Annotated in this window: 16 protein-coding genes and 1 tRNA gene; 10 read left to right on the plus strand and 7 right to left on the minus strand. The window is 56.4% G+C overall.

Annotation, left to right across the window (positions count from 1 at the left end; all coding sequences use genetic code 11):
* Positions 1-21 precede the first annotated feature (21 nt).
* From AM218_RS06100 to AM218_RS06120, 5 genes are all read left to right on the plus strand, one after another.
* Positions 22-1533 (plus strand): TolC family protein, encoded by a 1512-nt coding sequence (locus AM218_RS06100; protein ID WP_054412819.1) that lies wholly within the window; start codon positions 22-24, stop codon positions 1531-1533.
* Positions 1534-1717: 184 nt separating this feature from the next.
* The gene (locus tag AM218_RS06105; protein WP_054412821.1) at positions 1718-3133 is read left to right on the plus strand and encodes an efflux RND transporter periplasmic adaptor subunit; all 1416 of its coding nucleotides are present in this window, start codon (positions 1718-1720) and stop codon (positions 3131-3133) included.
* Between the two features lie 204 nt (positions 3134-3337).
* On the plus strand, positions 3338-4327 hold the full coding sequence (locus AM218_RS06110; RefSeq protein WP_231717557.1) for an NAD(P)H-dependent glycerol-3-phosphate dehydrogenase: 990 nt from the start codon (positions 3338-3340) through the stop codon (positions 4325-4327).
* Positions 4328-4375: 48 nt separating this feature from the next.
* Complete coding sequence (locus AM218_RS06115) at positions 4376-5248, plus strand: glycosyltransferase family protein (RefSeq protein ID WP_054412823.1); 873 nt, start codon at positions 4376-4378, stop codon at positions 5246-5248.
* A 40-nt stretch (positions 5249-5288) separates the two neighbouring features.
* Positions 5289-5717 (plus strand): EamA family transporter, encoded by a 429-nt coding sequence (locus tag AM218_RS06120; protein ID WP_054412825.1) that lies wholly within the window; start codon positions 5289-5291, stop codon positions 5715-5717.
* Here AM218_RS06120 and AM218_RS06125 read toward each other — a convergent pair.
* The 6 genes from AM218_RS06125 to pdxH all read right to left on the minus strand — a co-directional run bounded on the left by AM218_RS06125 (position 5697) and on the right by pdxH (position 12270).
* Entirely contained in the window at positions 5697-7508 is a 1812-nt protein-coding gene (locus AM218_RS06125) for a glycosyltransferase family protein (RefSeq protein ID WP_054412827.1), read from the minus strand. The genes AM218_RS06120 and AM218_RS06125 overlap by 21 nt on opposite strands.
* Positions 7505-8083 (minus strand): Maf family nucleotide pyrophosphatase, encoded by a 579-nt coding sequence (locus AM218_RS06130; protein WP_054412829.1) that lies wholly within the window; start codon positions 8081-8083, stop codon positions 7505-7507. The genes AM218_RS06125 and AM218_RS06130 overlap by 4 nt, the downstream gene beginning before the upstream one ends.
* Positions 8061-9371 (minus strand): DUF1015 domain-containing protein, encoded by a 1311-nt coding sequence (locus AM218_RS06135; protein ID WP_054412831.1) that lies wholly within the window; start codon positions 9369-9371, stop codon positions 8061-8063. Before AM218_RS06135 ends, AM218_RS06130 begins: the two co-directional genes overlap by 23 nt.
* 43 nt (positions 9372-9414) lie before the next feature.
* Positions 9415-10545: a dTDP-4-amino-4,6-dideoxygalactose transaminase gene (gene rffA, locus AM218_RS06140; RefSeq protein WP_054412834.1), complete on the minus strand. Its 1131-nt coding sequence runs from the start codon at positions 10543-10545 to the stop codon at positions 9415-9417.
* Positions 10546-10589: 44 nt separating this feature from the next.
* The gene (locus tag AM218_RS06145; RefSeq protein ID WP_054412836.1) at positions 10590-11549 is read right to left on the minus strand and encodes a glycosyltransferase family 2 protein; all 960 of its coding nucleotides are present in this window, start codon (positions 11547-11549) and stop codon (positions 10590-10592) included.
* 67 nt (positions 11550-11616) lie between these two features.
* Positions 11617-12270 carry a pyridoxamine 5'-phosphate oxidase gene (gene pdxH / locus AM218_RS06150; RefSeq protein WP_054412838.1) on the minus strand — a complete coding sequence of 218 codons (654 nt, stop codon included), beginning with the start codon at positions 12268-12270 and terminating at the stop codon, positions 11617-11619.
* A gap of 230 nt (positions 12271-12500) precedes the next feature.
* On the opposite strand from pdxH, the gene AM218_RS06155 reads away from it, so the two are divergent.
* Together AM218_RS06155 and AM218_RS06160 are read left to right on the plus strand one after the other, a co-directional pair.
* On the plus strand, positions 12501-13058 hold the full coding sequence (locus tag AM218_RS06155) for a YqgE/AlgH family protein (RefSeq protein ID WP_054412840.1): 558 nt from the start codon (positions 12501-12503) through the stop codon (positions 13056-13058).
* Between the two features lie 57 nt (positions 13059-13115).
* Entirely contained in the window at positions 13116-15407 is a 2292-nt protein-coding gene (locus AM218_RS06160; RefSeq protein ID WP_082318091.1) for a DUF349 domain-containing protein, read from the plus strand.
* Between the two features lie 151 nt (positions 15408-15558).
* Here AM218_RS06160 and AM218_RS06165 read toward each other — a convergent pair.
* Positions 15559-15631: transfer RNA gene (locus AM218_RS06165), tRNA-Thr, on the minus strand.
* 328 nt (positions 15632-15959) lie between these two features.
* Here AM218_RS06165 and AM218_RS06170 point away from each other — a divergent pair.
* From AM218_RS06170 to AM218_RS06180, 3 genes are all read left to right on the plus strand, one after another.
* Complete coding sequence (locus AM218_RS06170; protein ID WP_082318092.1) at positions 15960-16706, plus strand: HD domain-containing protein; 747 nt, start codon at positions 15960-15962, stop codon at positions 16704-16706.
* Positions 16707-17070: 364 nt separating this feature from the next.
* Positions 17071-19632 (plus strand): DNA gyrase subunit A, encoded by a 2562-nt coding sequence (gene gyrA / locus AM218_RS06175; protein WP_054412844.1) that lies wholly within the window; start codon positions 17071-17073, stop codon positions 19630-19632.
* A gap of 146 nt (positions 19633-19778) precedes the next feature.
* Positions 19779-20870: a tetratricopeptide repeat protein gene (locus AM218_RS06180; RefSeq protein ID WP_197274024.1), complete on the plus strand. Its 1092-nt coding sequence runs from the start codon at positions 19779-19781 to the stop codon at positions 20868-20870.
* Positions 20871-21722: the final 852 nt, after the last annotated feature.

Raw genomic sequence — 21722 nt, forward strand, 5'->3', positions numbered from 1 at the left:
TACGTCGACCCTTTTCTTGCTATGAAAGCAGTTTTTACTCCTACTCTGATTCGCTGGGCGGTGGCCGGCGCGGTTCTGTTGGCGCTGCCGGCGGCAGCCCAAACCACTTCGCCTTCTCAACCGCCCGCCGGCTCGCTGGTGACTACGCAGAGCGGCGGCTGGACGCTGCAGCGCGCCGTAGACTACGGCCTGCAGAACAACCTGACGGTACGGCAAAACCAGCTGTCAGCGGATTTGGATGAGGCCGACCTGCGCCAGAGCCGGGCGGCGCTGCTGCCTTCGGCCAACCTGAGCGGCTCGCAGTCCTGGAACTTTGGTACCAGCCTTGACCCGCTGACCAACGACTTCATCACGCAGACCATTCGCTCCAACAACTTCTCGGCTTCTTCGCAGGTCACGCTGTTTTCGGGGTTTCAGCTGCGCAATACCATCAAGCAGAACCAGCTCAGCTACGAGGCCAGCCGCAACGACATTACCAAAGCCCGCAACGATTTATCGTTGAACATCGCCTCGGCCTTTTTGCAGCTAGTGCTGGCCGATGAGCTGGTAAAGTCCAACTCCCTGCGCGTAAACAGCGACGAGCAGCAGATTGAGCGCACCCGCAAGCTGCTGAAAGCCGGCGCCGTGGCCGAGAGCAACCTGCTCGACAGTCAGGCCCAGCTGGCCTCAGATCAGCTAAACGTCATCACGGCCCAGAACCAGCGCGACCTGGCCCGCCTGCAGCTCATGCAGCTGATGAACCTTGACCCCGCAACTACTGATTTTCAGATTGAGGTACCCGTACTCGGCGACCCCGACGATGAATCGGAAGTGCGCATGGATGTAAACGACACCTACCAGACGGCACAAAGCCTGCTCCCTGAAGTGAAATCTGCTGACCTGCGGGTGCGCAGTGCCCAGTACGGGCAGGAAATAGCGCGTGGTGGCTACTACCCACGCCTCACGTTTGGGGCCGGTATCTTCACGGGTTATTCCACTGCCCGCTCGTCCTTTATTCCTACCGGCGAGTTCACCAGAACCTATATTCCGGTGCTGGATTCCGTTACGAATCAACCAGCTGGCACGCTGGCGCTGCTCAACGTGCAGCCCAAGTACGATGTCAAGCCCACGGCCTTCAACAGCCAGATTAAGGATAACCTGGGCAAGCAGCTGCAGATCAACTTGACCATTCCCATTCTGAATGGCCTGCAGGCCCGCACCAATGTGCAACGCTCCCAGATAGCCGTGAAACAGGCCGAGCTGCGCGCCGAGCAAACCCGCCTCACGCTGCGCCAGAGCATTCAGCAGGCCTACGCCGATGCCGTGGCGTCGCAGCGCAAGTTTGTGGCAGCCAAGCGCCAGGTAGAGGCCCTGACCACTTCCTACCGCAACGCCGAAATCCGGTTTAACAACGGCCTACTCAACGGTACGGAGTTTAACATCTCTAAAAACAACCTCTCTGCTGCGGAGTCCAGCATGATTCAGGCGAAGTATGAGTTCATCTTCCGCCAGAAAGTGCTGGAATTCTACCAGGGCAAGCCAGTGAGCCTATAATTTTCGGGCATTAGGGGCTTAGGCTTTAGGGTGTTGATGCATTCTTCACTGGCGAAGCCCCTAAAACCAAGTGCCCGCCGGCCCGCCGCCATTTTTCAAGCCTTTCCTAAGTCACAATCAGCAGGCTTCAAGTACCCGGATGCCCGGATACTAAGCCCTAAGTTCTAACAACCTAATCCCTAAAATGAAAAACAACCGCTTTCTGTACATCCTGCTGACCGTGCTGGCGGTGATGCTGATTGGATTTGTCGTTGCAAAGAAGAAAGGATGGGTGGGTGGCCCTACCGGCACGGAGGTAATTACCGCCAAAGCCAAGCCGGCCACTATTGTGGAGAAGGTCAGCGCCTCAGGCAAAGTGCAGCCCGAAACCGAAGTGAAAATCTCGCCCGACGTGTCTGGGGAAATCACGGAGCTGTATGTGCACGAAGGCGACTCCGTGAAGAAAGGCCAGCTGTTGCTGCGCATCCGGCCCGATAACTATCAGGCCATGGTTAGTCAGCAGTCGGCTATGGTAAACGCGCAGCGCGCCGGCGTAGGCCAGGCCAATGCCCGCCTGCAGCAGCTGTTGGCCAATGCCCGCCAGACGGAATTGAGCTACCGCCGCAACGCCTCGCTCTACAAACAAAAAGTAATTTCGCAGGCTGATTTTGAAGCCAGCAAGGCCGCGTATGAGGCTTCGCAGGAAGAAATTAACAGTGCCCGCCAGAACATTCGGGCAGCGCAGAGCAACGTAGCCAGCGCCCAGGCATCATTGGAAGAAGCCCGCAAAAACCTCAACAAAACCACGATTTACGCCCCCGTTAGCGGCACGGTTTCCAAGCTGAACGTGGAGCGCGGCGAGCGGGTGGTAGGTACGTCCCAGATGGCTGGTACTGAAATCATGCGCATTGCCAATCTGAACTCCATGGAGGTGCGCGTGAACGTGAATGAAAACGACATCATCAACGTGCACCTCGGCGACTCCGCCATTGTGGAAGTGGACAGCTACGCCAGCAAGGATGAGAAATTCCGGGGCATTGTGACCAGCATTGCCAACACGGCGAAAGACGCCCTCACGGCCGAAGCCGTGACGGAGTTTGAAGTGCGCATCCGCCTGTTGCCGGAGTCTTACCGCCACCTGCTGCGCAATGTAAACGGCCGCACGCTGGTGCCTTTCCGCCCCGGCATGACGGCCTCCGTTGATATTATTACCGACCGCAAGAGCAACGTGCTCAGCGTGCCCCTGGCCGCCGTTACCACCCGCTCAGACAGCGCCTTTACCCAAGGCGGCGAGGAGAAAAACGGCGTGCGGGTACGCGTAGGCGGGCCCCGCCGCAGCGGTGGTGATGCCGAAGAGGATAAAGCAGGAGCCCGCGCCGATATTCAGGAGGCGGTGTTTGTAGTGCAGAATGGAAAAGCCATTCTCACCCCCGTTAAAACCGGCATCAGCGACTTCCAGAACATTGAAATCGTGAGTGGCATCACCAAAGGCACCGAGGTAGTAAGCGGGCCGTTCCGGGCCGTATCCAAGAGCCTGAAAGATGGTGCCGCCGTGGTAGTGAAAGATGCCAAGAGCATCAGCAAAGTTGATATCAAGGAAGAAGAAACCGAAGAAAAGTAAGCGGCTAACCTCCTGAGCGGCACTACGTAGGAGAGGCCGGTGCCCTGAGCGGGTGCCGGCCTCTCAGTTTTTTTGGCTAAACTCGTCCCTTTACGGCGGTTTAGGCGTTGTTGCCGGCCCTGCCGGAACAAGCCCGGAGCTAGTATCCGCGCTGGGCAGAACCTAGATTTGGCACCTTCTTCTGGTGCTTTACAGCATTTCCTTGTGGAAAAAATAGCCATGATTGGCGGGGGCTCGTGGGCCACTGCTCTTACCAAGATTCTGTCTGAAAACGGGGCCCGCGTGGGCTGGTGGATGCGTAGCAAGGACGATGTGCAGCACCTGCAGCACACCCGTCACAACCGCCGCTACCTGTCCTCCGTTGCCTTTGACCTCACGCGCGTGTTCCCCTCCACCGACCTGGAGGCCACCGTGAAGGATGCCGACTGGCTGGTGCTGGCCGTGCCGGCCGCTTTCGTGAAAGAAGCCCTGGACAAGCTGGACAGGGACTCCCTGAAGAGCAAGCGCGTTATCTCGGCCATTAAAGGCATGATTCCGGGGAAGAATGTCCTGGTGACGGACTACGTGGCCGAGCGTTTCCGGCTTCCGCACACCCAACTGGGCGTAGTAGCCGGCCCCTGCCACGCCGAGGAAGTGGCCCTGGAAAAGCAGAGCTACCTCACCATTGGCGGCACCGACATGCTGCTGGCCGAGGATTTCAGCCAGTTGCTGCGCAACCGCTATACCAAGGCCTATCCCATGGCCGATTTAGATGGCATTGAGTACTGTGCCGTGATGAAAAACATCATTGCCCTTACCAGCGGCATAGCCCACGGCCTGGGCTACGGCGACAACTTTCAGGCGGTGCTGGTGAGCAACGCGGTGCAGGAAATGCGCCGCTTTGTACACGCCATCAACCCCCAGGCCCGAGACCTGTCGGCCTCCGCTTACCTCGGCGACCTGCTGGTAACAGCCTACTCCCAGTTCTCTCGCAACCGCACGTTCGGCAACATGATTGGGCGCGGGTACTCCGTGAAATCGGCCCAGATGGAAATGAACATGGTGGCTGAAGGCTACTATGCCGTCAAGAGCATTCATGAGCTTAACAAGAAGCTGAATGTATCCATGCCCATTACCTCGGCGGCGTATCATATTCTGTATGAAAAGATTTCGCCGGCCGTGGAGTTGGAGATTCTGAAGGAAAAGCTGCGGTAGATAGCCTGCTCAGCCAGAAGTTGTTTTACAGATAATCAGAGGGCATTGATGAAGGTTTCCGGTTTCACTTTCGTGCGCAATGCCGTGCTATATGACTACCCGGTGGTGGAAAGCATTCAGTCCCTGCTGCCGCTTTGCGATGAAGTGGTGGTGGCCGTGGGTAATTCCTCAGATGATACCCTGGGGCTGATTCGCAGCATCAACTCCCCCAAAATCCGGATTATAGAAACCACCTGGGATGATTCCCTGCGGGAAGGGGGCAAAGTGCTGGCCGTGGAAACCGATAAAGCCCTGGCCGCCATTGCGCCCGACGCCGACTGGGCTATTTACCTGCAGGCCGATGAGGTGCTGCACGAGCAGGATTACCCGGCTATTCGGGCCGGCATGCAGCGCTGGGTTTCTGATAAACAGGTAGATGGCCTGCTGCTGAAATACCGCCATTTCTATGGCTCTTATGATTACCTTGGCGATGCTCCGCGCTGGTACCGCCGGGAAATCCGCATTGTGCGCCCCGGCGCCGGCATTTACTCCTACCGCGACGCGCAGGGCTTTCGTAAAAACCAAGATGAAAAGCTGCGCGTGAAGCTGCTGGATGCCACCGTGCATCATTATGGCTACGTGAAAGCCCCCGCGGCCATGCAACGCAAGCAGGAAACCTTCGGCAAGCTCTGGCATTCCGATGAGTGGATGGCCGAGCATGTGGTGCCCGCTACGGAGTTCGACTATAGCCAGGTAGACTCCCTGCAGCGCTACACCGGCACGCACCCGCAGGTAATGCTGGCGCGCATTAAGACGCAGAACTGGCAGTATGAGCATGATATGTCTCGCAACCGCTACCGCCGGAAAGACCAGCTAAAGCACCTGGTGGAAAAGCTTACGGGCTACCGCCCGGGCGAATACCGCAATTATAAGCTGGTGTAGCTTTCCGCTGACCAGCACGCTTTCCTTTCCCTGTATTCCTATGCCCTGGTTTCTGCTGGCCCTGCTGACGGCGTTTTGCCTGGCCCTCTATAACTTCTTTATCAAGCTGGCCGCCGACCATATTCCCGCGGCCGTGGGCGCGGTGGTGCTGCAGCTGGTAGCAGCCTTGCTGGGTGGGGCCTGGCTCCTGTGGCTGAAACTGCAGGGCCAGCCGCTGCCTCTATCGGGCAAAGGGCTGGGATTGGCGGCACTGGCCGGACTGGGCGTGGGCCTGGCCGAGATTCTCACGTTTGTCATCTTCAGCCGGGGCGTGCCCTCCTCGGTAGGCACGCCCATAATTGTGGGTGGCTCCGTGTTGCTGACGGCAGCGCTGGGTTTGTTGCTGCTGCGCGAATCCCTTTCTCTCTCGCAGGCGTTGGGGTTGCTGCTGATTGTGGGCGGCATTGCACTACTGGCGCGCGGGCACTAAGGCGCTAACTGCCCCCGATGCCGCCGGGGCATAGATGCGCACATACTCATCTTCGCGTACCGGTACCCAACTTCTGCTGGGGCACATAGTGGGCTGCTGCTTATCCAGGACCAGATAGCTGTAATCAGCCCCAAACTCATAGGTGGAGGCGAGATGCGGAATGCCCTGATTCTGGCGGGTATAATACTGGAAGAAGAACTGGTAGTGAGCATTCTCTACGTACACTTGTTGCGGATGACGCTCGGCCAGCCAGGCGTAGGCTGATTCTACCTGGGCCTGGCGTCGGTTTTGTCGATTGGCGGTGCGTTGGGTCTGGTAGGACTCGTATCCGGCATAGGATAAGGTGAAAACCAGGGCCATAACAAACAGGAACCGGTCGGATATTTTTAGCCGGTGCCCTAGCTGTAGATAGAGTATGCCAACGCCTAGAAACAGATAAAATACTAAATACATCATGGTCCGGACCGGCGGGAATACTACTTGCCAGGCCATGATGCCATAGGGTAGGAGCAGCATAAGCAATAGCGCACCGCCATATTGCCGTAACCAACTGCCCGGCTTCGCTATAACCATCCCCACCAGCAAAGCGGCGTGAATCAAAATCACGGTTGCAGTTCCAATGCGCTCCTGACCGATTAAATATTCCAACACCACGCCGAAATAACTGGCAAAGCCTGTGGTAAAAGTGCTGAAAGGAAGCGGCTTCAGGTATTGATTGCCGAATATCATTTGGTGGCCGGAAACCAGCATAACTGGACTATACAAGAGCGCGCAGGCAACCCCGGTAAGTATGCCGGTGGCCAGCACGGCCCGCAGCGCTACCTGGCCGGGCCGCCGTATACTCCGAATGCCTAACACCGTCATCAGGGGAAGAAAGGCGTAGGCGTACGTTGGAATAGTGTAGAAACCCAGAATGCTGGTAACCAGGAGCACTAACCAGTAGAGTCGGTCCCGCGTCGGCCGAAAGCATAAGCCCATCACCGCCAGCAATGCCAGCCCGGAACAGATGGCTTGCAGAAAATAGCCCCGGCCCACAAAAGAATAGTAGATACCGTAGGGCGAAAAGCAAAACAGCCCCACCGTGAGCAGGGCCACCATAAAATTGGTAAAGCGCTGCACGGCGGCAAACAAAAGCACGGTGCCTCCCAGACTAATCAAAAAGGTTGGCAGCCGGGTAGCCCAGTAGAAATTGGGGTTCAGCTGATGAAAAAGCGTGCTGATGACACTGTAAAGAATATGATTATTAGGAAATGGATAGAAGCTGGTTGCGGCCACTATTCCTTCACTGCCAAAGCACATATAAGTCAGGACTTCGTCGCCTTCCTGCGGGAAGGAAAAAAAGAAGTAGGCGCGTACAGCGGTAAGCAGCGCCAGCAGGAATAAAGCCGTAAGCTGGTAGGAGCGGGGCAACTGCGTAAATGATTGGCCCAACTCCCGCCATCCATCCCGCAACTCGCCGCCCAGATGTAACATTTCCCGATACAGCGCTTGCTTGCGCCGCCACACCAGGATTAGCCCCAGGGAAGCCAATGTCCAGAATGCCCACAATGCCCAGCGGAAACCCTCAAACCCGACCTGGCTTAGTCGGATTGGTAAATGCCGGTAGCCGCTCTCATGATAGTTAATCTGTTGCAGGTCGAGTACAGCTGAGTAGCTCCGGAAGCCGAATACGGCCACCAAAAACAGCACTATAGCCCAGATAACCAGTAGCCCACCAGCGCCAAAAAAGGCCATGCTGGGGCGCATCGGCTGCCGTTGAGCCGCCAGGAACCGGGCAATCAAACCAGTCATACGGGCAAGAGTAACCCAAATTTGTGCAGCTCTTCCCACACCCGATGCACGGGCAACCCCATAACATTGAAGTAGGAGCCTTCCAGCCGGGTTATGGCCACCATGCCCACCCAGTCCTGGGCACCGTAGGCGCCGGCTTTATCCAGGGGCTGGTACTGCCGCACGTAGTAGTCAATTTCCACCGGGCTGAGGGGCTTGAAATGCACACGCGTCTGATCCGAAAACACCACCCTGCGGCCGTTGCCCCCCAGTAGACACACGCCGGTGAATACATCATGCGTGCGGCCCTGCAGACGACTGAGCATCTGCCGGGCTTCGGCCTCATCTGCCGGCTTGTTCAGTACTTCGTCTTCCAGGCACACAATAGTATCGGCGGTGAGCACCACTTCGTCCGGGGCCAGGCTGGCGGCGTAGGCGGAGGCTTTATGGGCGGCCAGGTATTCGGCAATTTCGGCGCGGCGCAGGTGGGACGGGAAACTTTCGTCTACCTCCTGCAGGCGCACTTCGTAGGAAAGGCCCAGGTCGGAAAGCAGCTGGCGCCGGCGGGGTGAGTTAGAAGCAAGCAGTAAACGCATGGGTATGCTCGTCGTCGCGGATGGAGGTGAACAGGAAGCCACCAATGGTTTTAGGATAGAAGAACGTGGATTTGGGCGGCATCACGGCGCCGCTGTGGCACACGCTTTCCACTTCATCCATGGTTACTTCATTGGTGATAATAGCCGCGCGGGCTTCGTGGCGGTCTACGCGCGTGAGGCATTCGGAGAAGTTACGCACGTACGCAATGCCCGACCACTGCCGCTGGGCATCGGGGCCCACAATGCCCAGTGCTTTTTCCAGCACAAAGAAATGCAGCACCGTCAGGTCCAGGGCTTTTACTTCCGGGGTGGTAGGCCAGCTGAGCTGTTGGTGCACTTCCGGCCGCAAGCGCAGCTTGAAGGCCTGGCCATCTAAATACAGTCCAAAGGCCCAGCGCTTGCCCGCAATCAATTCCGGCAGGGAGTAGGCATCTTCCTGGGGGAGAATAAGGAAGTATGGTTCAAGGCGGGAGAGAAATTCGGCGTCCGTCAGGCCCTCCGGCATTTCCAGCAGCAGGCGGTGCGTGGGCAGAATGCGCAGGTCATCGGAGGCCGAATTGGTGAGGTACATGAGGTGATAATTCCAGGCTTCCTGGCCGGTGGCAGCGGGGTTGGCCAGTTGCCGGGCCTGCCGGTAGGCCAGGGAACCCTCGTAGCGGTGGTGCCCATCGGCCAGAATAACTTCCCGCTGCTGGAGCACGTGCCGGAAGCGCTGAATAACGGCGGCATCCTGAATAACGGCCAGCACGTCCCGCGCACCCTGATAATCTTCGTCCGTCTCGTACAAAGGCGCTTTCATGGCCTCGTCCATAAACGGCTCCAACTCGTGCAGCTCGTCGCGGTAGAGGCCGTGGGTGGCGCTGGTCTGAAACTGGGTGCGGGCCAGCAGCTCGGCCCGGTCGTTTACGGCTACGGGAAGCGTGTTTTCGTGGCGCAGCACCACGTTTTCGCTCCAGTCGTAGGCCCGGATATGGCACATAAAGCCCTTGCGGCAGTATTCGCGAGCGTTGCCCGGCAGCCGGAAATACTGGTAGTATACATAAATGCCCGGCAGCTCATCCTGCTCCAGGATATGTTTCTCCTGCCACTCCGTGAGGAGGGCCAGGGCCGCGCCGGCGGCATCCTCACCGCGGGGCACGGAAAGGTGAATGCTGTTCAGCGGATTACGGTACAGGGCCTCGCGCTGCTTCGGCGAAACTACGTCGAACAGCGGCGATACATAGTCGTCTATGGCAGCACTAAGCGCCGGATTATAGCGCCAGCCGCGCACGGGTTGAATTTCAGCCAAAGGAGCAGGTTGGTTATTGCAGATGTAAAGGTATTAACCCGCCTCAGACGATGGCGCTATAAAATGTAAGGACCTCCTCGATTATCATTGCCTGCTGAGGCGCTTCCAACTCATAAAACAGCGGCAAGCGCACGAGGCAATCCGCATAATGCTCCGCCCACGGCAGGGCGCGACCATCATGCTTAGCCCGATAATAGGGGCTCTGGTGTAAGGGTTGATAGTGGAATACCGCTAGCACCTGACAGGCCCGCAAACGGGCAATTAGCGCGGTGCGCTCCTGCAGACTGCGGCACACAAGATAAAACATGTGGCCATTATTGGTGGCATATTCCGGCAGCGTAGGCAAGCCAACGCCCAGCTTTCCAAGCGGGGCCAGCCGGGTGGCATACTCCTGCCACAGGTGCTTGCGGCGCTGCTGAATGTCCCGCAGGTTTTCCAGCTGTGCAAACAGAAAGGCCGCAATAATATCCGAGGGCAGAAAAGAGGAGCCGATATCCACCCAGGTGTACTTATCTACTTCGCCCCGAAAGAAAGCGGAGCGGTTCGTGCCTTTTTCCCATATGATTTCGGCCCGCTGGGTAAACGCCGTGTCGTTGATGGCCAGCAAGCCTCCTTCGCCGGAAATTATATTCTTGGTTTCGTGAAAGGAAAAGGCCGCTAAATGGCCAATGCTGCCCAGGGGCTGATCTTTATAATAACTATCAATGGCATGGGCGGCATCCTCTACCACCTGTAGATTATGCTTTTGCGCCAAGTGCATAATGGCCTCCATGTCGCAGGCAATACCGGCGTAATGCACGGGCACAATGGCGCGGGTGCGCGGCGTAATGAGCGCCTCCAGCTGGGCAACGGCCAGGTTAGGGTTTTCCGCGGTACTGTCGGCAAACACCACTTTTGCCCCGCGCATCACAAAGGCATTGGCCGTTGATACAAAGGTGAACGAAGGCATAATAACTTCGTCGCCGGGTTGAATATTGAGCAGGAGGGCTGCCATTTCCAGCGCGGCAGTGCCGGAGGTGGTCATTAGCGTTTTATGAAAGCCCAGCTGCTGTTCAAAAAACGAGTGGCAGCGCCGGGTAAAGGCGCCGTCCCCGGATATTTTCCCCATTCGCACGGCCTCTTCAATGTAGCGGGTTTCCCTGCCAGAGAGATACGGCTTGTTAAAGGGAATCATGGGCACGGGAATGGGAGCGAAGTAGAGTATTGGAGTGATGGGAATTAGCGAGTGTCATTTGATAAAGCAACCCGTAAATCCTGATCAATAATATAAAGCGGCCGGTTTTTAACCCCTTCAAACGTTTTGCCGATGTATAGCCCAACCACGCCCAACAGGAATATAATCAGGCCAGAGAAAAACCAAATCGAGGTAATTAAGCTAGCGTAGCCCAGTACGGTAATTTTGCCTTCCAGCCACCGAAACAGCGTGTAAAATACCCCAATAAAGGCCGTAGCCGAGATGAACAGGCCCAGCTTAATGGTCAGTCGTAGGGGCTTGTCGGAGTAAGCCAGGATAGTATCCAGGGCTAAATGCAGCTTCTGGCTGAAGCCGTAGGAGCTTTTGCCGGATGGGCGCGGAGCGTGTGTGACGGGCAGCGTGGTGCTCCGGAAGCCCACCCACCGAATCATGGTAGGTAAATACCGGGCGCTTTCCCGCATTCGGCACAAAGCATCTACCACCCGGCGGTTATATATACCGAAGTTGGCGGTGGTGCTATCCTGCCGGGTGTCGGTGAGGTAGGCTAGGGAACGGTAAAACAGGCCCGATAAGCTTTTCTTGAGCCAGCTGTCCTGGCGGTTGGCGCGTTGGGCAATAACCAGGTCAAACCCTTTCTGTGCTACCGCATAAAGGGCCGGTATTTCCTCCGGGCGGTCCTGCAGGTCACAATCCATGACCACCACCCACTGGCCCCGGCAATGATCCAGCCCCGCCGTAATGGCGCTGTGCTGCCCGAAATTGCGGCTCAGGCGCAGCCCCCGCAGGCGCGGGTACTGTAGCGCCAGCTCCTCTACCACCTGCCAGGAATGGTCCGGGCTCCGGTCATCTACCAGAATAATTTCAAACTCCTCTGTAATGGTCAGCACGCTCGCTTCTATCCGGGCTACCAGCTCTGGGAGCAGCTTTTCGGCCAGATACACCGGACTGATAACGGAGAGCAAGGGAGGAGAGGTAGGTAGCAAGTACAGGAGGCTATTGAAGGTAGACGCCGCAAGTTAACAGGGAATGAAGCAGGGGAGAGGCGGCCAGTTACGGCGCCAGCCGGCTAATAGTCCAGGTGGCGTCCGGGTTACGCTCGTACACAATCCGGTCGTGCAGGCGGGAGGGGCGGCCCTGCCAGAATTCTATGCGCCGGGGCTGCAGAATGTAGCCTCCCCAATGCTCAGGGCGCGGCAATGGGTCCTGGGCCGCAAAAAGCGCGGCCGTATCCTGCTCCAGCTTTTCCAGCTCCTCCCGGCTGCTGATTTTCTGGCTTTGAGGCGAGGCCCAGGCACCCACCTGACTGCTGCGCGGGCGGCTCTGAAAATATTCAGTAGAAACGCTGGCCGGCGCTTTTTCCACGCGGCCCTCCACGCGAACCTGCCGCTCCAGGCCGGGCCAGAAAAAGGTAATGGCGGCCAGGGGCTGCGCGGCCAGGTCCTGCCCTTTCCGGCTGTCGTAGTTGGTAAAGAAAAGAAAACCGGCATCGTCGGGGAGGCCTTTCAGCAGAACCACCCGGCCGGCCGGCTGCCCTTCAGCATTTACCGTAGAGAGTAGCATGGCTGTTGGCTCATCCAGACGGGCATCTATGGCCTCCTGCAGCCACGTGCGAAACTGCTGTACGGCATTGGGGTGTACCTCCGCTTCCGTAAGCGTATGCTGCGCGTAGGTCTTGCGCAAATCAGCCAGCTGCTGGTCATTCATAACTCAAAAGGGAATGGTGGAGGTATTTGTCAGGCGCCGGCACGGGGCTTTTGACGAATACGGCTGCAAGGTAATAGAATGCGGGCATGGCGGGAACCCGCAGGCGTAGCTCACACGTACTGCACATGGGAAACAACCATATCTTTTCCTGAATATTGATGCGAATCTGTGCATCTTTCGGCCCCGGTGGTGTTGCTGTCCGCGGGGCGTCTTTCACAAGCCTTTTGTGTATGAAATCCGGTAGCTTACTTATCTCGCAGCCCTTCCTGGGCGACCCCAACTTCGAGCGTACAGTACTGCTGCTGTGCCAGGATTCGCCGGAAGATGGCTCTTTTGGTTTAGTGTTAAACCGTCCCTCCGTATTAATGCTGGGCGATGTCATGGAGCTGCCCGGTGGCGACGACTCCGCGGCTGCCCAACTGCCCTTAGGTATTGGCGGGCCCGTGCAGGCCGATACCCTGCACTACCTGCACCGCCGCCCCGATGTGCCTGGCGCCGAGCTCATTGGGCAGGACGTGTACTGGGGCGGAGACTTTTCCGTGCTGCTGGGCCTGATAGAAAGTGGCAGCATTGCCCCCGACGCGGTGCGCCTATATGCCGGCTATTCCGGCTGGACAAATGGTCAGTTGGCCGAAGAAGTCCGGGAAAATGTTTGGATAGTGCATCCCAATGCTGCCGGGAAAGTATTTACTTTGGAAAGTGATGCATTCTGGCAAGCTATTTTGCGTGAGAAAGGCGGACGCTACCGCATGCTGTCCAATTACCCTGTAGACCCCCGGCTTAACTAATACCCCTGCCGGCCGCCTCCCATTCCCTGTACACCACAGGGCTTTTCTGCTGAAGTTATGGTACCTGAAAACGAACAAACTACCCCTGTCAATCCAACCAACGGCACCGCCCCTGAGTCTGATTCTCCTATGAGCATACTGGAGCGCCGTCTGGCGGAGATTAGTGCCCAGGGCCAGCCAGAGCAGTCTGCTGCCCCGGAGCAAGCCCCAGCCTCTACACCTACCCAAGAAATTCAGGAGCAGCCCGCGTTGGGAGCCACTGCCCCGCCGGCTACCGAGCCAGCTGGTGCTGGTACCGCCGAAGCACCGGCTCCATCAGAAGAAGTAAAAACCGAGGACCCAGCCGCGGAAGAGCCTATTTCGGCATCCCAGGCTCGGTCCCTGGACCACCCCGGCGCGCAAAACAAGGAAGCGTTTATAACGGATGAAATGGCTGCTGCGCCGGTTCCCGCCACGGAAACCAAGCCTACCATTGCCGCTATTACCGATGACGCCGTAAGCCCCGCGCCACCGGCTCCGTACGCCACCTTGGGCACGCCGGATTCGCCTCCCGTAATTTCCTCGGCTGAGGTGCCCCCCGGCGAAGAAGCCAGCGAGGAAGAAGAAGAGTACGTGCCTGAAACCCCGGCGCCGGATTTCGCCACGCTGGATCTGGCAGGGCAGGGCGCCCATTTGCTCACGCTGCTGCGCCGGGCCGATGCCCGCCAGAACCGCAAGCAAATCTTCGATCTGCACCGTCTGTATGAAACGGCCGTCACCACCGACCGGAACGCCGCCCGCCAGCGCTTCATAGAAGCCGGCAATGATTCCGATGACTTTTCCTATGCCGGCCCCGAAGGCTACCAGGAAGTAGGCAAAGCCATGCAGGAGTTCCGGGAAAGCCGGGCCCGCGACGTACGCGCCGAGGAAGAGCAGCGCACCAAAAATCTGGCTCACAAGCAATACCTCCTTTCCCAGCTCCGCCAATTGGTGGAATCAGCGGAAACCAAGGATAGCTCGGCCCGCATTAAAGCCCTGCAGAACGACTGGAAAGCCACCGGCCCCGTGCCGCAGAAAGACGCCCAGGACCTGTGGAACAGCTACCACGCCCTGCTCGATATCTTCTATAATAACCGCGGCCTCTTCTTTGAGATGAAGGAGCTGGACCGTCGGCGCAACCTGGAAGCCAAGGAAGCGCTTATCCTCCGGGCCGAAGGTTTGCAGCAGCATACCAGCATCAACAAGGCGCTGCAGGAGCTGCGCCAGCTGCACGAGGAGTGGAAGCACATTGGTCCCGTACCGCAGGAGCAGCGGGATGCCATCTGGACCCGTTTTCTGGCGGCCTCCGAGAAAGTACACGACCGCAAAAAGGAATTCCTGGATGCGCGCTCCGCCCAGGAAAACGCCAACCTCACGCGCAAAATGGCACTGCTGGAGCAAATCAAGCCCTATGCAGAGTTTCAGACGGACCGCGTAAACGAGTGGCGCAGCAAAACCGATGAGCTGCAGAAGCTGAAAGAAGAGTGGGATGCCGCCGGCCTGGTGCCGCGCGACAAGGCCGAGCAGATGAACAAACAGTTCTGGTCTTCCTACAAAGGCTTCTTCCAGCGCAAAAATCAGTTCTTTAAGGCCCTCGACGAGGAAAAGAATGCCAACCTGAAGCGCAAGCTGGAGCTGTGCGAACAGGCCGAGGCTGCCCTGCAAAACCCCAATTGGGAAGAAGGCCGGGAAATTGTGATTCGCCTGCAGAAAGACTGGAAAACCATTGGCCGGGTGCCGGAAAAGCAGTCTGATAAGGTATGGAACCGTTTCCGCACCGCCTGCGACGCCTTCTTTGAGCGTAAGCACGAGGAAAGCCGCCAGCGGGAGCAGCAGGCCCAGCAGGTAACCAAGGAGCAGGCCGCTTACCTGGATCGGGTGGCTGACACCGTAGCTGCCCTCACGGTAGACGAGCCCGGTACCCTGGAAGGTTTCCGCCAGCTGACCACGGAATGGCAGGCGTTTGCCGGCACCGGTGGGCGCGCGGAGTCTGAGCGGGCTGATGCCCGGTTCCAGGCCCTCATGTCGAAATACCTGGATATGGTGCCGGCTCTTTCCTATGCCGAGCGTGCCGATCTGTTATTCCAGCTGCAGATAGACCGCCTCAAGTCTTCCCCCGATTCTCAGCAGCAGCTCTACAAAAAGGAGCAGACCCTGCGTCGGGAAATCAATGAGCTGGAAAACGATATTTCCACTTTGAAAACCAACCTCGAGTTCTTTGCCCGTTCCAAAAATGCCGGGCAGCTGCGTGAGGAATATCAGGGCCGCATCGATGAAGCCCAACAGCGCATTGAAGCCTTGAAAAAGCAGCTGAAGATTGTGCGCAGCTAGCGCAAGCAATTAGGTTGAGTTGAAAAGAGAGCCTTGGCGGAAGCTGAGGCTCTCTTTTTTCATAGCGACTTAATAGCGACACGCACAAAGAAAAACGGCCCGAAAATTCGCGTTTGCAAATTTTCGGGCCGTTAAACCAATGTAGTAAGTGAGCCTCCTGCCGGGATCGAACCAGCGACCTACTGATTACAAGTCAGTTGCTCTACCAGCTGAGCTAAGGAGGCCTGAATTGTGGGACAAACCTACGCCATTCGCTGCAAAGGGCCAAATATTGAGTTGAAATTTCCGCGACAAATAATATTACTTCACCATAATGGATTGAATAGGCGGCATCAACCCAAAAATAATAATGCAACGGGGCTAGTGGAGCCCAAGCCGATGCTCACACATGAAATGCTTCGCTTTCTGTCTGACAGAACCCCTGAGTTTCAGTGCCGCCCCGTCATTTGACTGAGAAAAGACGAAAGTAGGGAGGAGTTTCACATTCTGAAGAAAATTGGCCTTTTGGCAGGAGGGAGGCAAGCTTGTGCCGGTAGATTCGTTGTTTTGTGAATGCGCAGCGTTGAGATTCTGCTTTCCGCCGCCTCTTCCATTTGTTTAGGTTCTCTGTCCGTGAATAACTCCGATATCATTGCCCATACCGCCGCCTTCGTGCGGGAAAAATTCCTGAACGAAGGCTCCGGCCACGACTGGGAACATATCCGCCGGGTGTGGCAAACCGCCCGAACGCTGGCCCATAATACACCTTCTGCCCAGGTAGAGGTAGTAGAGCTGGGTGCCCTGCTGCATGATGTGGCCGACTGGAAATTCCACGGCGGCGATGAGGAGGCCGGTCCGCTTGCTGCCCGGCAGTGGCTCGTCAGCCTGCAGGTAGCGGAAGCAACTATCCAGCACGTGGAGGCCATAATCCGGGAAATCAGCTTTAAGGGGTTGGGCGTTCCTACGCCCATGAGCACGCTGGAAGGTGAATTGGTGCAGGATGCCGACCGGCTGGATGCCATTGGCGCCATCGGCGTGGCGCGGGCTTTTGCCTATGGCGGCCATAAAGGCCGCCCCTTGCACGACCCCACCGTGCTGCCGGTAGAGCACGATTCGTTCGAGAGCTACAAAAAGAACACCGGGCCCACCATCAACCATTTCTACGAGAAGCTGCTGCACCTGCGCGAGCGGCTGCACACGCCGGCCGCCCGCGCAGTGGCGGATGAGCGCCATGCCTTTATGGAACAGTTTCTGGCCCAATTCCTGCGCGAGTGGGAGAGTGCCGATGTCGGCGCGGCCTCTATACAGGCTTCCGAATAGAATCGTACATTTGACCAATGACCACTCGTACCATTGTGCTTCGGCTTCTCGTGCCACTCTTTGTGCTACTGGGCGCCAGTTCCTGCCGCACGTGCCCCATGTTATCGTGCCATACCCGTAAGGTGCATTACCACAATGGAGCCCGTTACCGCGGTCAGCCGCTCTGGAAAAAACAGAACCCCGCTATTGGTGAAAAAATAAAGGTACACCAACAGCAAAAGGGCAAGAATAAAGCGGATAAAAGCAAGTCGAAAACCTAGCGGAGCTAGGCTATAAGGCCGTTTTTTTGTATCTTGCAGGCTTAATACTGTAACCACCAACTAGCCACCAACCCGCAGGGTTTGGATGGCTTTTCCGACCTCTTATGGCAGAAGCAGAAGGCGAGAAAATCATCCCAATTAACATTGAAGATGAAATGCGCGGCGCCTACATCGACTACTCGATGTCGGTTATCATCTCCCGGGCTCTACCCGATGTGCGCGACGGCCTGAAACCTGTGCATCGGCGCGTGCTCTACGGCATGAGCGAGCTGGGCGTCTCCTACAACAAATCCTACAAGAAAAGCGCCCGTATCGTGGGCGAGGTATTGGGTAAGTACCACCCGCACGGCGACTCCTCCGTGTACGATACCATGGTGCGCATGGCCCAGGACTGGAGCCTGCGCTACCCGCTGGTAGACGGCCAGGGTAACTTTGGCTCCGTGGACGGCGACTCGCCGGCGGCCATGCGTTACACCGAAGCCCGCCTCAAGCGTTTGGCCGATGAGCTGCTGAGCGACCTGGACAAAGAAACGGTTGACTTCCAGCCCAACTTTGACGACTCCCTGGAGGAGCCTTCCGTATTCCCGGCCAAGTTCCCCAACCTGCTGGTAAACGGCACCTCCGGTATTGCCGTGGGTATGGCTACCAACATGGCGCCCCACAACCTCACGGAGGTAGTGAGCGGCATCATTGCTTACTTGGATAACACCGAAATTACCATTGCCGAGCTGATGGAGCACATTGTGGCTCCCGACTTCCCCACCGGTGGTACCATTTATGGCTACGAAGGCGTAAAGCAAGCATTTGAAACCGGCCGCGGCCGCGTGGTAGTGCGGGCCAAAGCCAGCGTAGAAGTGCAGCCATCCGGCCGTGAGCAAATCGTGATAACCGAAATTCCCTATATGGTGAATAAGGCATCCATGATTGAGAAAACGGCGGCGCTCATCAATGAAAAGAAAATCGAAGGCATTTCCGACCTGCGCGACGAGTCTGACCGTGACGGTATGCGCATCGTGTATGAGCTGAAGCGAGACGCCATGCCCAACGTGGTGCTCAACAACCTGTATAAGTACACGCAGCTGCAGTCTTCCTTCGGGGTAAACAATGTGGCGCTGGTGAAAGGCCGGCCGCTCACGCTCAACCTGAAGGATCTGATTGTATACTTTGTAGAGCACCGCGCCGAGGTGGTAATTCGCCGCACGCGCTATGAACTGGCCGAAGCCCAAAAGCGGGCCCACATCCTAGAAGGTCTGCTGATTGCGCTTGACCACCTGGACGAGGTAATTGCCCTGATTCGCGGCTCGCGCGACCCGGAGGTGGCTCGGGGAGAGTTGATTGAGCGCTTTAAGCTGAGCGAAGTACAGGCCCGCGCCATCCTGGATATGCGTCTGCAGCGCCTCACCGGCCTGGAGCGCGACAAGATTGTGAAGGAGTACGATGAGCTGATGCGCCTGATTGACCACCTGAATGCCGTGCTGGCGTCGGATGAGATGCAGCGCCAGATCATTAAGGACGAGCTCATTGATATCCGGGAGCGGTATGGGGATGCCCGCCGCACTACCATTGAGTACGCCGGTGGCGACTTCTCGATGGAGGATATGATTGCCGATGAGAGCATGGTAATTACCATCTCCCGCGAAGGCTATATCAAGCGCACAGCGCTGGACGAGTACCGGGCACAAGGTCGGGGAGGGGTTGGCGCCCGCGGGGCTGCCTCCAAGAACGACGACTTCACCGAGCACCTGTTCGTGGCTACCACCCATGAATACCTCCTGTTCTTTACCGAGCTGGGCCGCGTATTCTGGCTGAAAGTGTACGAAGTGCCAGAAGGAGGGAAGAACACCAAAGGCCGTCCGATTCAGAACCTGATTGAGATTCCGCGCGAAGACTCTGTCCGTTCGGTATTGAACGTGCGCGGCCTGCGCGACCCCGACTATCTGGAAAATACCTTCCTGATGTTCTGCACCGAGCAGGGCACTGTGAAGAAAACCCCGCTGGAGGCGTACTCACGTCCCCGCACCGCCGGTATCAACGCCATTTCCATCAACGAGGGCGACCGACTGCTGGACGTACAGCTCACCACGGGCAATAGCGAAGTTATTGTTGCTCTGAATACGGGCCGCGCGGTTCGTTTCCACGAAGGCAAAGTGCGCTCCATGGGCCGTAATGCGGCTGGTGTGCGCGGTATCACTCTGGTGGGCGCCGAAGACCGGGTAGTAGGCATGGTATGTGTATCGGACCCCACGCAGGAGCTGCTGGTAGTTTCTGAAAAGGGCTATGGCAAGCGTAGCGAGCTGGAAGAATACCGTATCACCAACCGCGGTGGTAAAGGGGTTCGGGCTATGAAAATCACTGATAAGACGGGTGCGTTGGTTGCCATTAAGGCAGTGAACGACTCCGATGATCTGATGATTATCAACCGCTCCGGCATCACTATTCGTCTGCGCGTTGCTGATCTGCGTACCATTGGTCGGGCAACGCAGGGCGTGCGACTGCTCAAGATTTCGGAAGGAGATGCTATTTCTTCGGTGGCTAAAGTGGAAGCCGAAGACAAAGTAGAGGAGGTCCTGGAGGAAGCAGCTACCGTGGAGGTGGCCGACACCGATTCGGCGGCCGAATCTGATCTGGGCACGCTCACTGATCCTGACGCGCTTAGCTCCAACTAACCGCAAATTCAAAAGCCCGGGCCTGAACCCGGGCTTTTGTGCTTTCGTTTGTCAAGTAATTCCCATTCTCTCACTCGTTATTCTTCGACAACTCTATGAAGAAGGTCATTTTAACCTGCCTGGCTGCTTTATCAATGCAAGTAGCCATGGCTCAGAACTCTGCGGTAACGAATGCCGTGCTGTATCAGCGTCAGGGCACGCTGGATAAAGCCCGCTCAGAAATCGATAAAGCAGTTCAGAATCCCAAAACCTCTGATAAAGCTAAAACCTGGTATACCCGTGGCGAAGTCTATGATGCCATGGCCGCAAGCCCCATCTATGGCAAGACGCTGGCACCCGGCGAAGGCGCCAAAATTGCTTTCGAATCGTATCAGAAAGCCATTCAGCTGGACGGCAAAGATGGTGAGTACGGCAAGCTGGCCACGGCTAAAATGGACAACCTGTTTGGCGCAGCTCTGAATGCCGGGGTAGAAAGCTACAACGCGCAGAAGTACGATGATGCCATTAACTCGTACAAAATGGCCCAGCAGATCCGTCCGCAGGATACCACGGCGTATTTGTATGCTGCATATGCCGCCGAAGCCAAGCAGGATTTTGCTTCGGCCAAGGAGAGCTACAACAAGCTGATGGGCATTAACTACAAGTCGCCGCAGATGTACAACCGTTTGCTGCAGATTGCCCGTCAGGAGAAAGATGAGAAAGCAGCTATGGATGTCATTCAGCAGGCGCTGAAAGCATATCCCAACAACAAAGGCTTCATGCTGGAGGAGTTGAACATGCTGCTCAGCGCGGGCCAGGGTGCCCAGGCCATGGATAAGATTGACAAAGCCATTGCGGCCGATCCGACCAATGCCAACCTGTATGCCGTGAAAGGCTCGATTCTGGACCAGAATAAGCAGCCGGAGCAAGCCCTGGCAGCTTATAAGAAGGCGGTTGAGATTGACCCGAACAACTTTGATGCTCAGTTTAACTTGGGCGTTTACAACTACAACAAAGCCGCTGACCTGTATACCAAAGCCAGCCGCATGAGCCTGGCAACGTATCAGAAGTCGGGCAAGAAGATGGAAGCTGACGGCAAGAAGTATTTCGAGGTGTCGTTGCCGTACTTTGAGAAAGCCCTGCAGCTGCAGCCCAATGATCGGGCGGTGATTTCTTCGTTGCAGAAGGTGTATGTACGGCTCGGTCGGAATGCTGATGCCGAGCGCATGAACGCAAAATTGGAAGCCCTGAAGAAGTAAGGGGAGGTAAGTTAAAGCGGCCCGATAGAACATCGGGCCGCTTTTATAAAGCATTACTTAACATAATATAAATTATAAGACAAAAAAAAGCTCCTAAGATCAGGCAATGATTGAGGCGTAGATTGAGGCGTAAACTGCTCGGATTAGAGGCTACTGTATATAGATAAAGATAGTGTATAAGGCGCAGCTGGAATTATATGTATTGTTATGAGATGCACAGCATTATAGGCAGAGAATATAGATTGAGATAATGGATTGACTGACTGCCCTACGTACGGGTCATTATGCTTCCTAATTAGCGACCTGAACTCAGCTTTTTCTATTGATGCTACTCTGGCCAGATATACCGGCAGTACAGATTTCATTTGAAACTTATAGGTAGATTGGTTGAACCCTTTATCCGGCGGGCCCAGTCAACCGGATTAATCGAATCAGCTCAGGCATAATATTACTTATATAGAGTGCCGTTTGCTGAAGCCACATGCAATTGGAATGCATTGTGAGAAGTTAATAAGGGAGCATCTTTAATTTGATTCTACTGGTAAGAATCTGAATTATAGTCGTGGATGTAGTAATACTGGTGATAAAGATTAAAACCAGGTGTCTCTCCTCCTTGCGCTTCTCCGCTTACTTAGCCACTAGTTATGTTAAGTAACCACGACTTGGGAAGTGATGCAGTTTGTTGATTGTTATCCCACTTCATGAAAAACATGCTATAAACGAGGTAGGCTGTACGCTAATCTTCATCTACCTTAGATGAAGGCCTCGCCTTTTATGTAGCGCTGCCTAGGCCTTTATAGCCTTATTAGCCGCCCTCCTCTCCTTCCCCGCCCTTGCCGCCTGGCCCCTATG

The organism is Hymenobacter sp. DG25A (assembly GCF_001280305.1).
Lineage (GTDB): Bacteria > Bacteroidota > Bacteroidia > Cytophagales > Hymenobacteraceae > Hymenobacter.

What these genes read in the sequence shown, in the direction of transcription:
- AM218_RS06130 (WP_054412829.1), bottom strand. Translation starts at nt 8,083, where the DNA reads ATGCGTTTACTGCTTGCTTCTAACTCACCCCGCCGGCGCCAGCTGCTT.
- AM218_RS06120 (WP_054412825.1), top strand. Translation starts at nt 5,289, where the DNA reads ATGCCCTGGTTTCTGCTGGCCCTGCTGACGGCGTTTTGCCTGGCCCTC.
- AM218_RS06100 (WP_054412819.1), top strand. Translation starts at nt 22, where the DNA reads ATGAAAGCAGTTTTTACTCCTACTCTGATTCGCTGGGCGGTGGCCGGC.
- AM218_RS06115 (WP_054412823.1), top strand. Translation starts at nt 4,376, where the DNA reads ATGAAGGTTTCCGGTTTCACTTTCGTGCGCAATGCCGTGCTATATGAC.
- AM218_RS06160 (WP_082318091.1), top strand. Translation starts at nt 13,116, where the DNA reads ATGGTACCTGAAAACGAACAAACTACCCCTGTCAATCCAACCAACGGC.
- pdxH (WP_054412838.1), bottom strand. Translation starts at nt 12,270, where the DNA reads ATGAATGACCAGCAGCTGGCTGATTTGCGCAAGACCTACGCGCAGCAT.
- AM218_RS06105 (WP_054412821.1), top strand. Translation starts at nt 1,718, where the DNA reads ATGAAAAACAACCGCTTTCTGTACATCCTGCTGACCGTGCTGGCGGTG.
- AM218_RS06155 (WP_054412840.1), top strand. Translation starts at nt 12,501, where the DNA reads ATGAAATCCGGTAGCTTACTTATCTCGCAGCCCTTCCTGGGCGACCCC.
- AM218_RS06180 (WP_197274024.1), top strand. Translation starts at nt 19,779, where the DNA reads ATGGCTCAGAACTCTGCGGTAACGAATGCCGTGCTGTATCAGCGTCAG.
- AM218_RS06170 (WP_082318092.1), top strand. Translation starts at nt 15,960, where the DNA reads ATGCGCAGCGTTGAGATTCTGCTTTCCGCCGCCTCTTCCATTTGTTTA.
- AM218_RS06125 (WP_054412827.1), bottom strand. Translation starts at nt 7,508, where the DNA reads ATGACTGGTTTGATTGCCCGGTTCCTGGCGGCTCAACGGCAGCCGATG.
- gyrA (WP_054412844.1), top strand. Translation starts at nt 17,071, where the DNA reads ATGGCAGAAGCAGAAGGCGAGAAAATCATCCCAATTAACATTGAAGAT.
- rffA (WP_054412834.1), bottom strand. Translation starts at nt 10,545, where the DNA reads ATGATTCCCTTTAACAAGCCGTATCTCTCTGGCAGGGAAACCCGCTAC.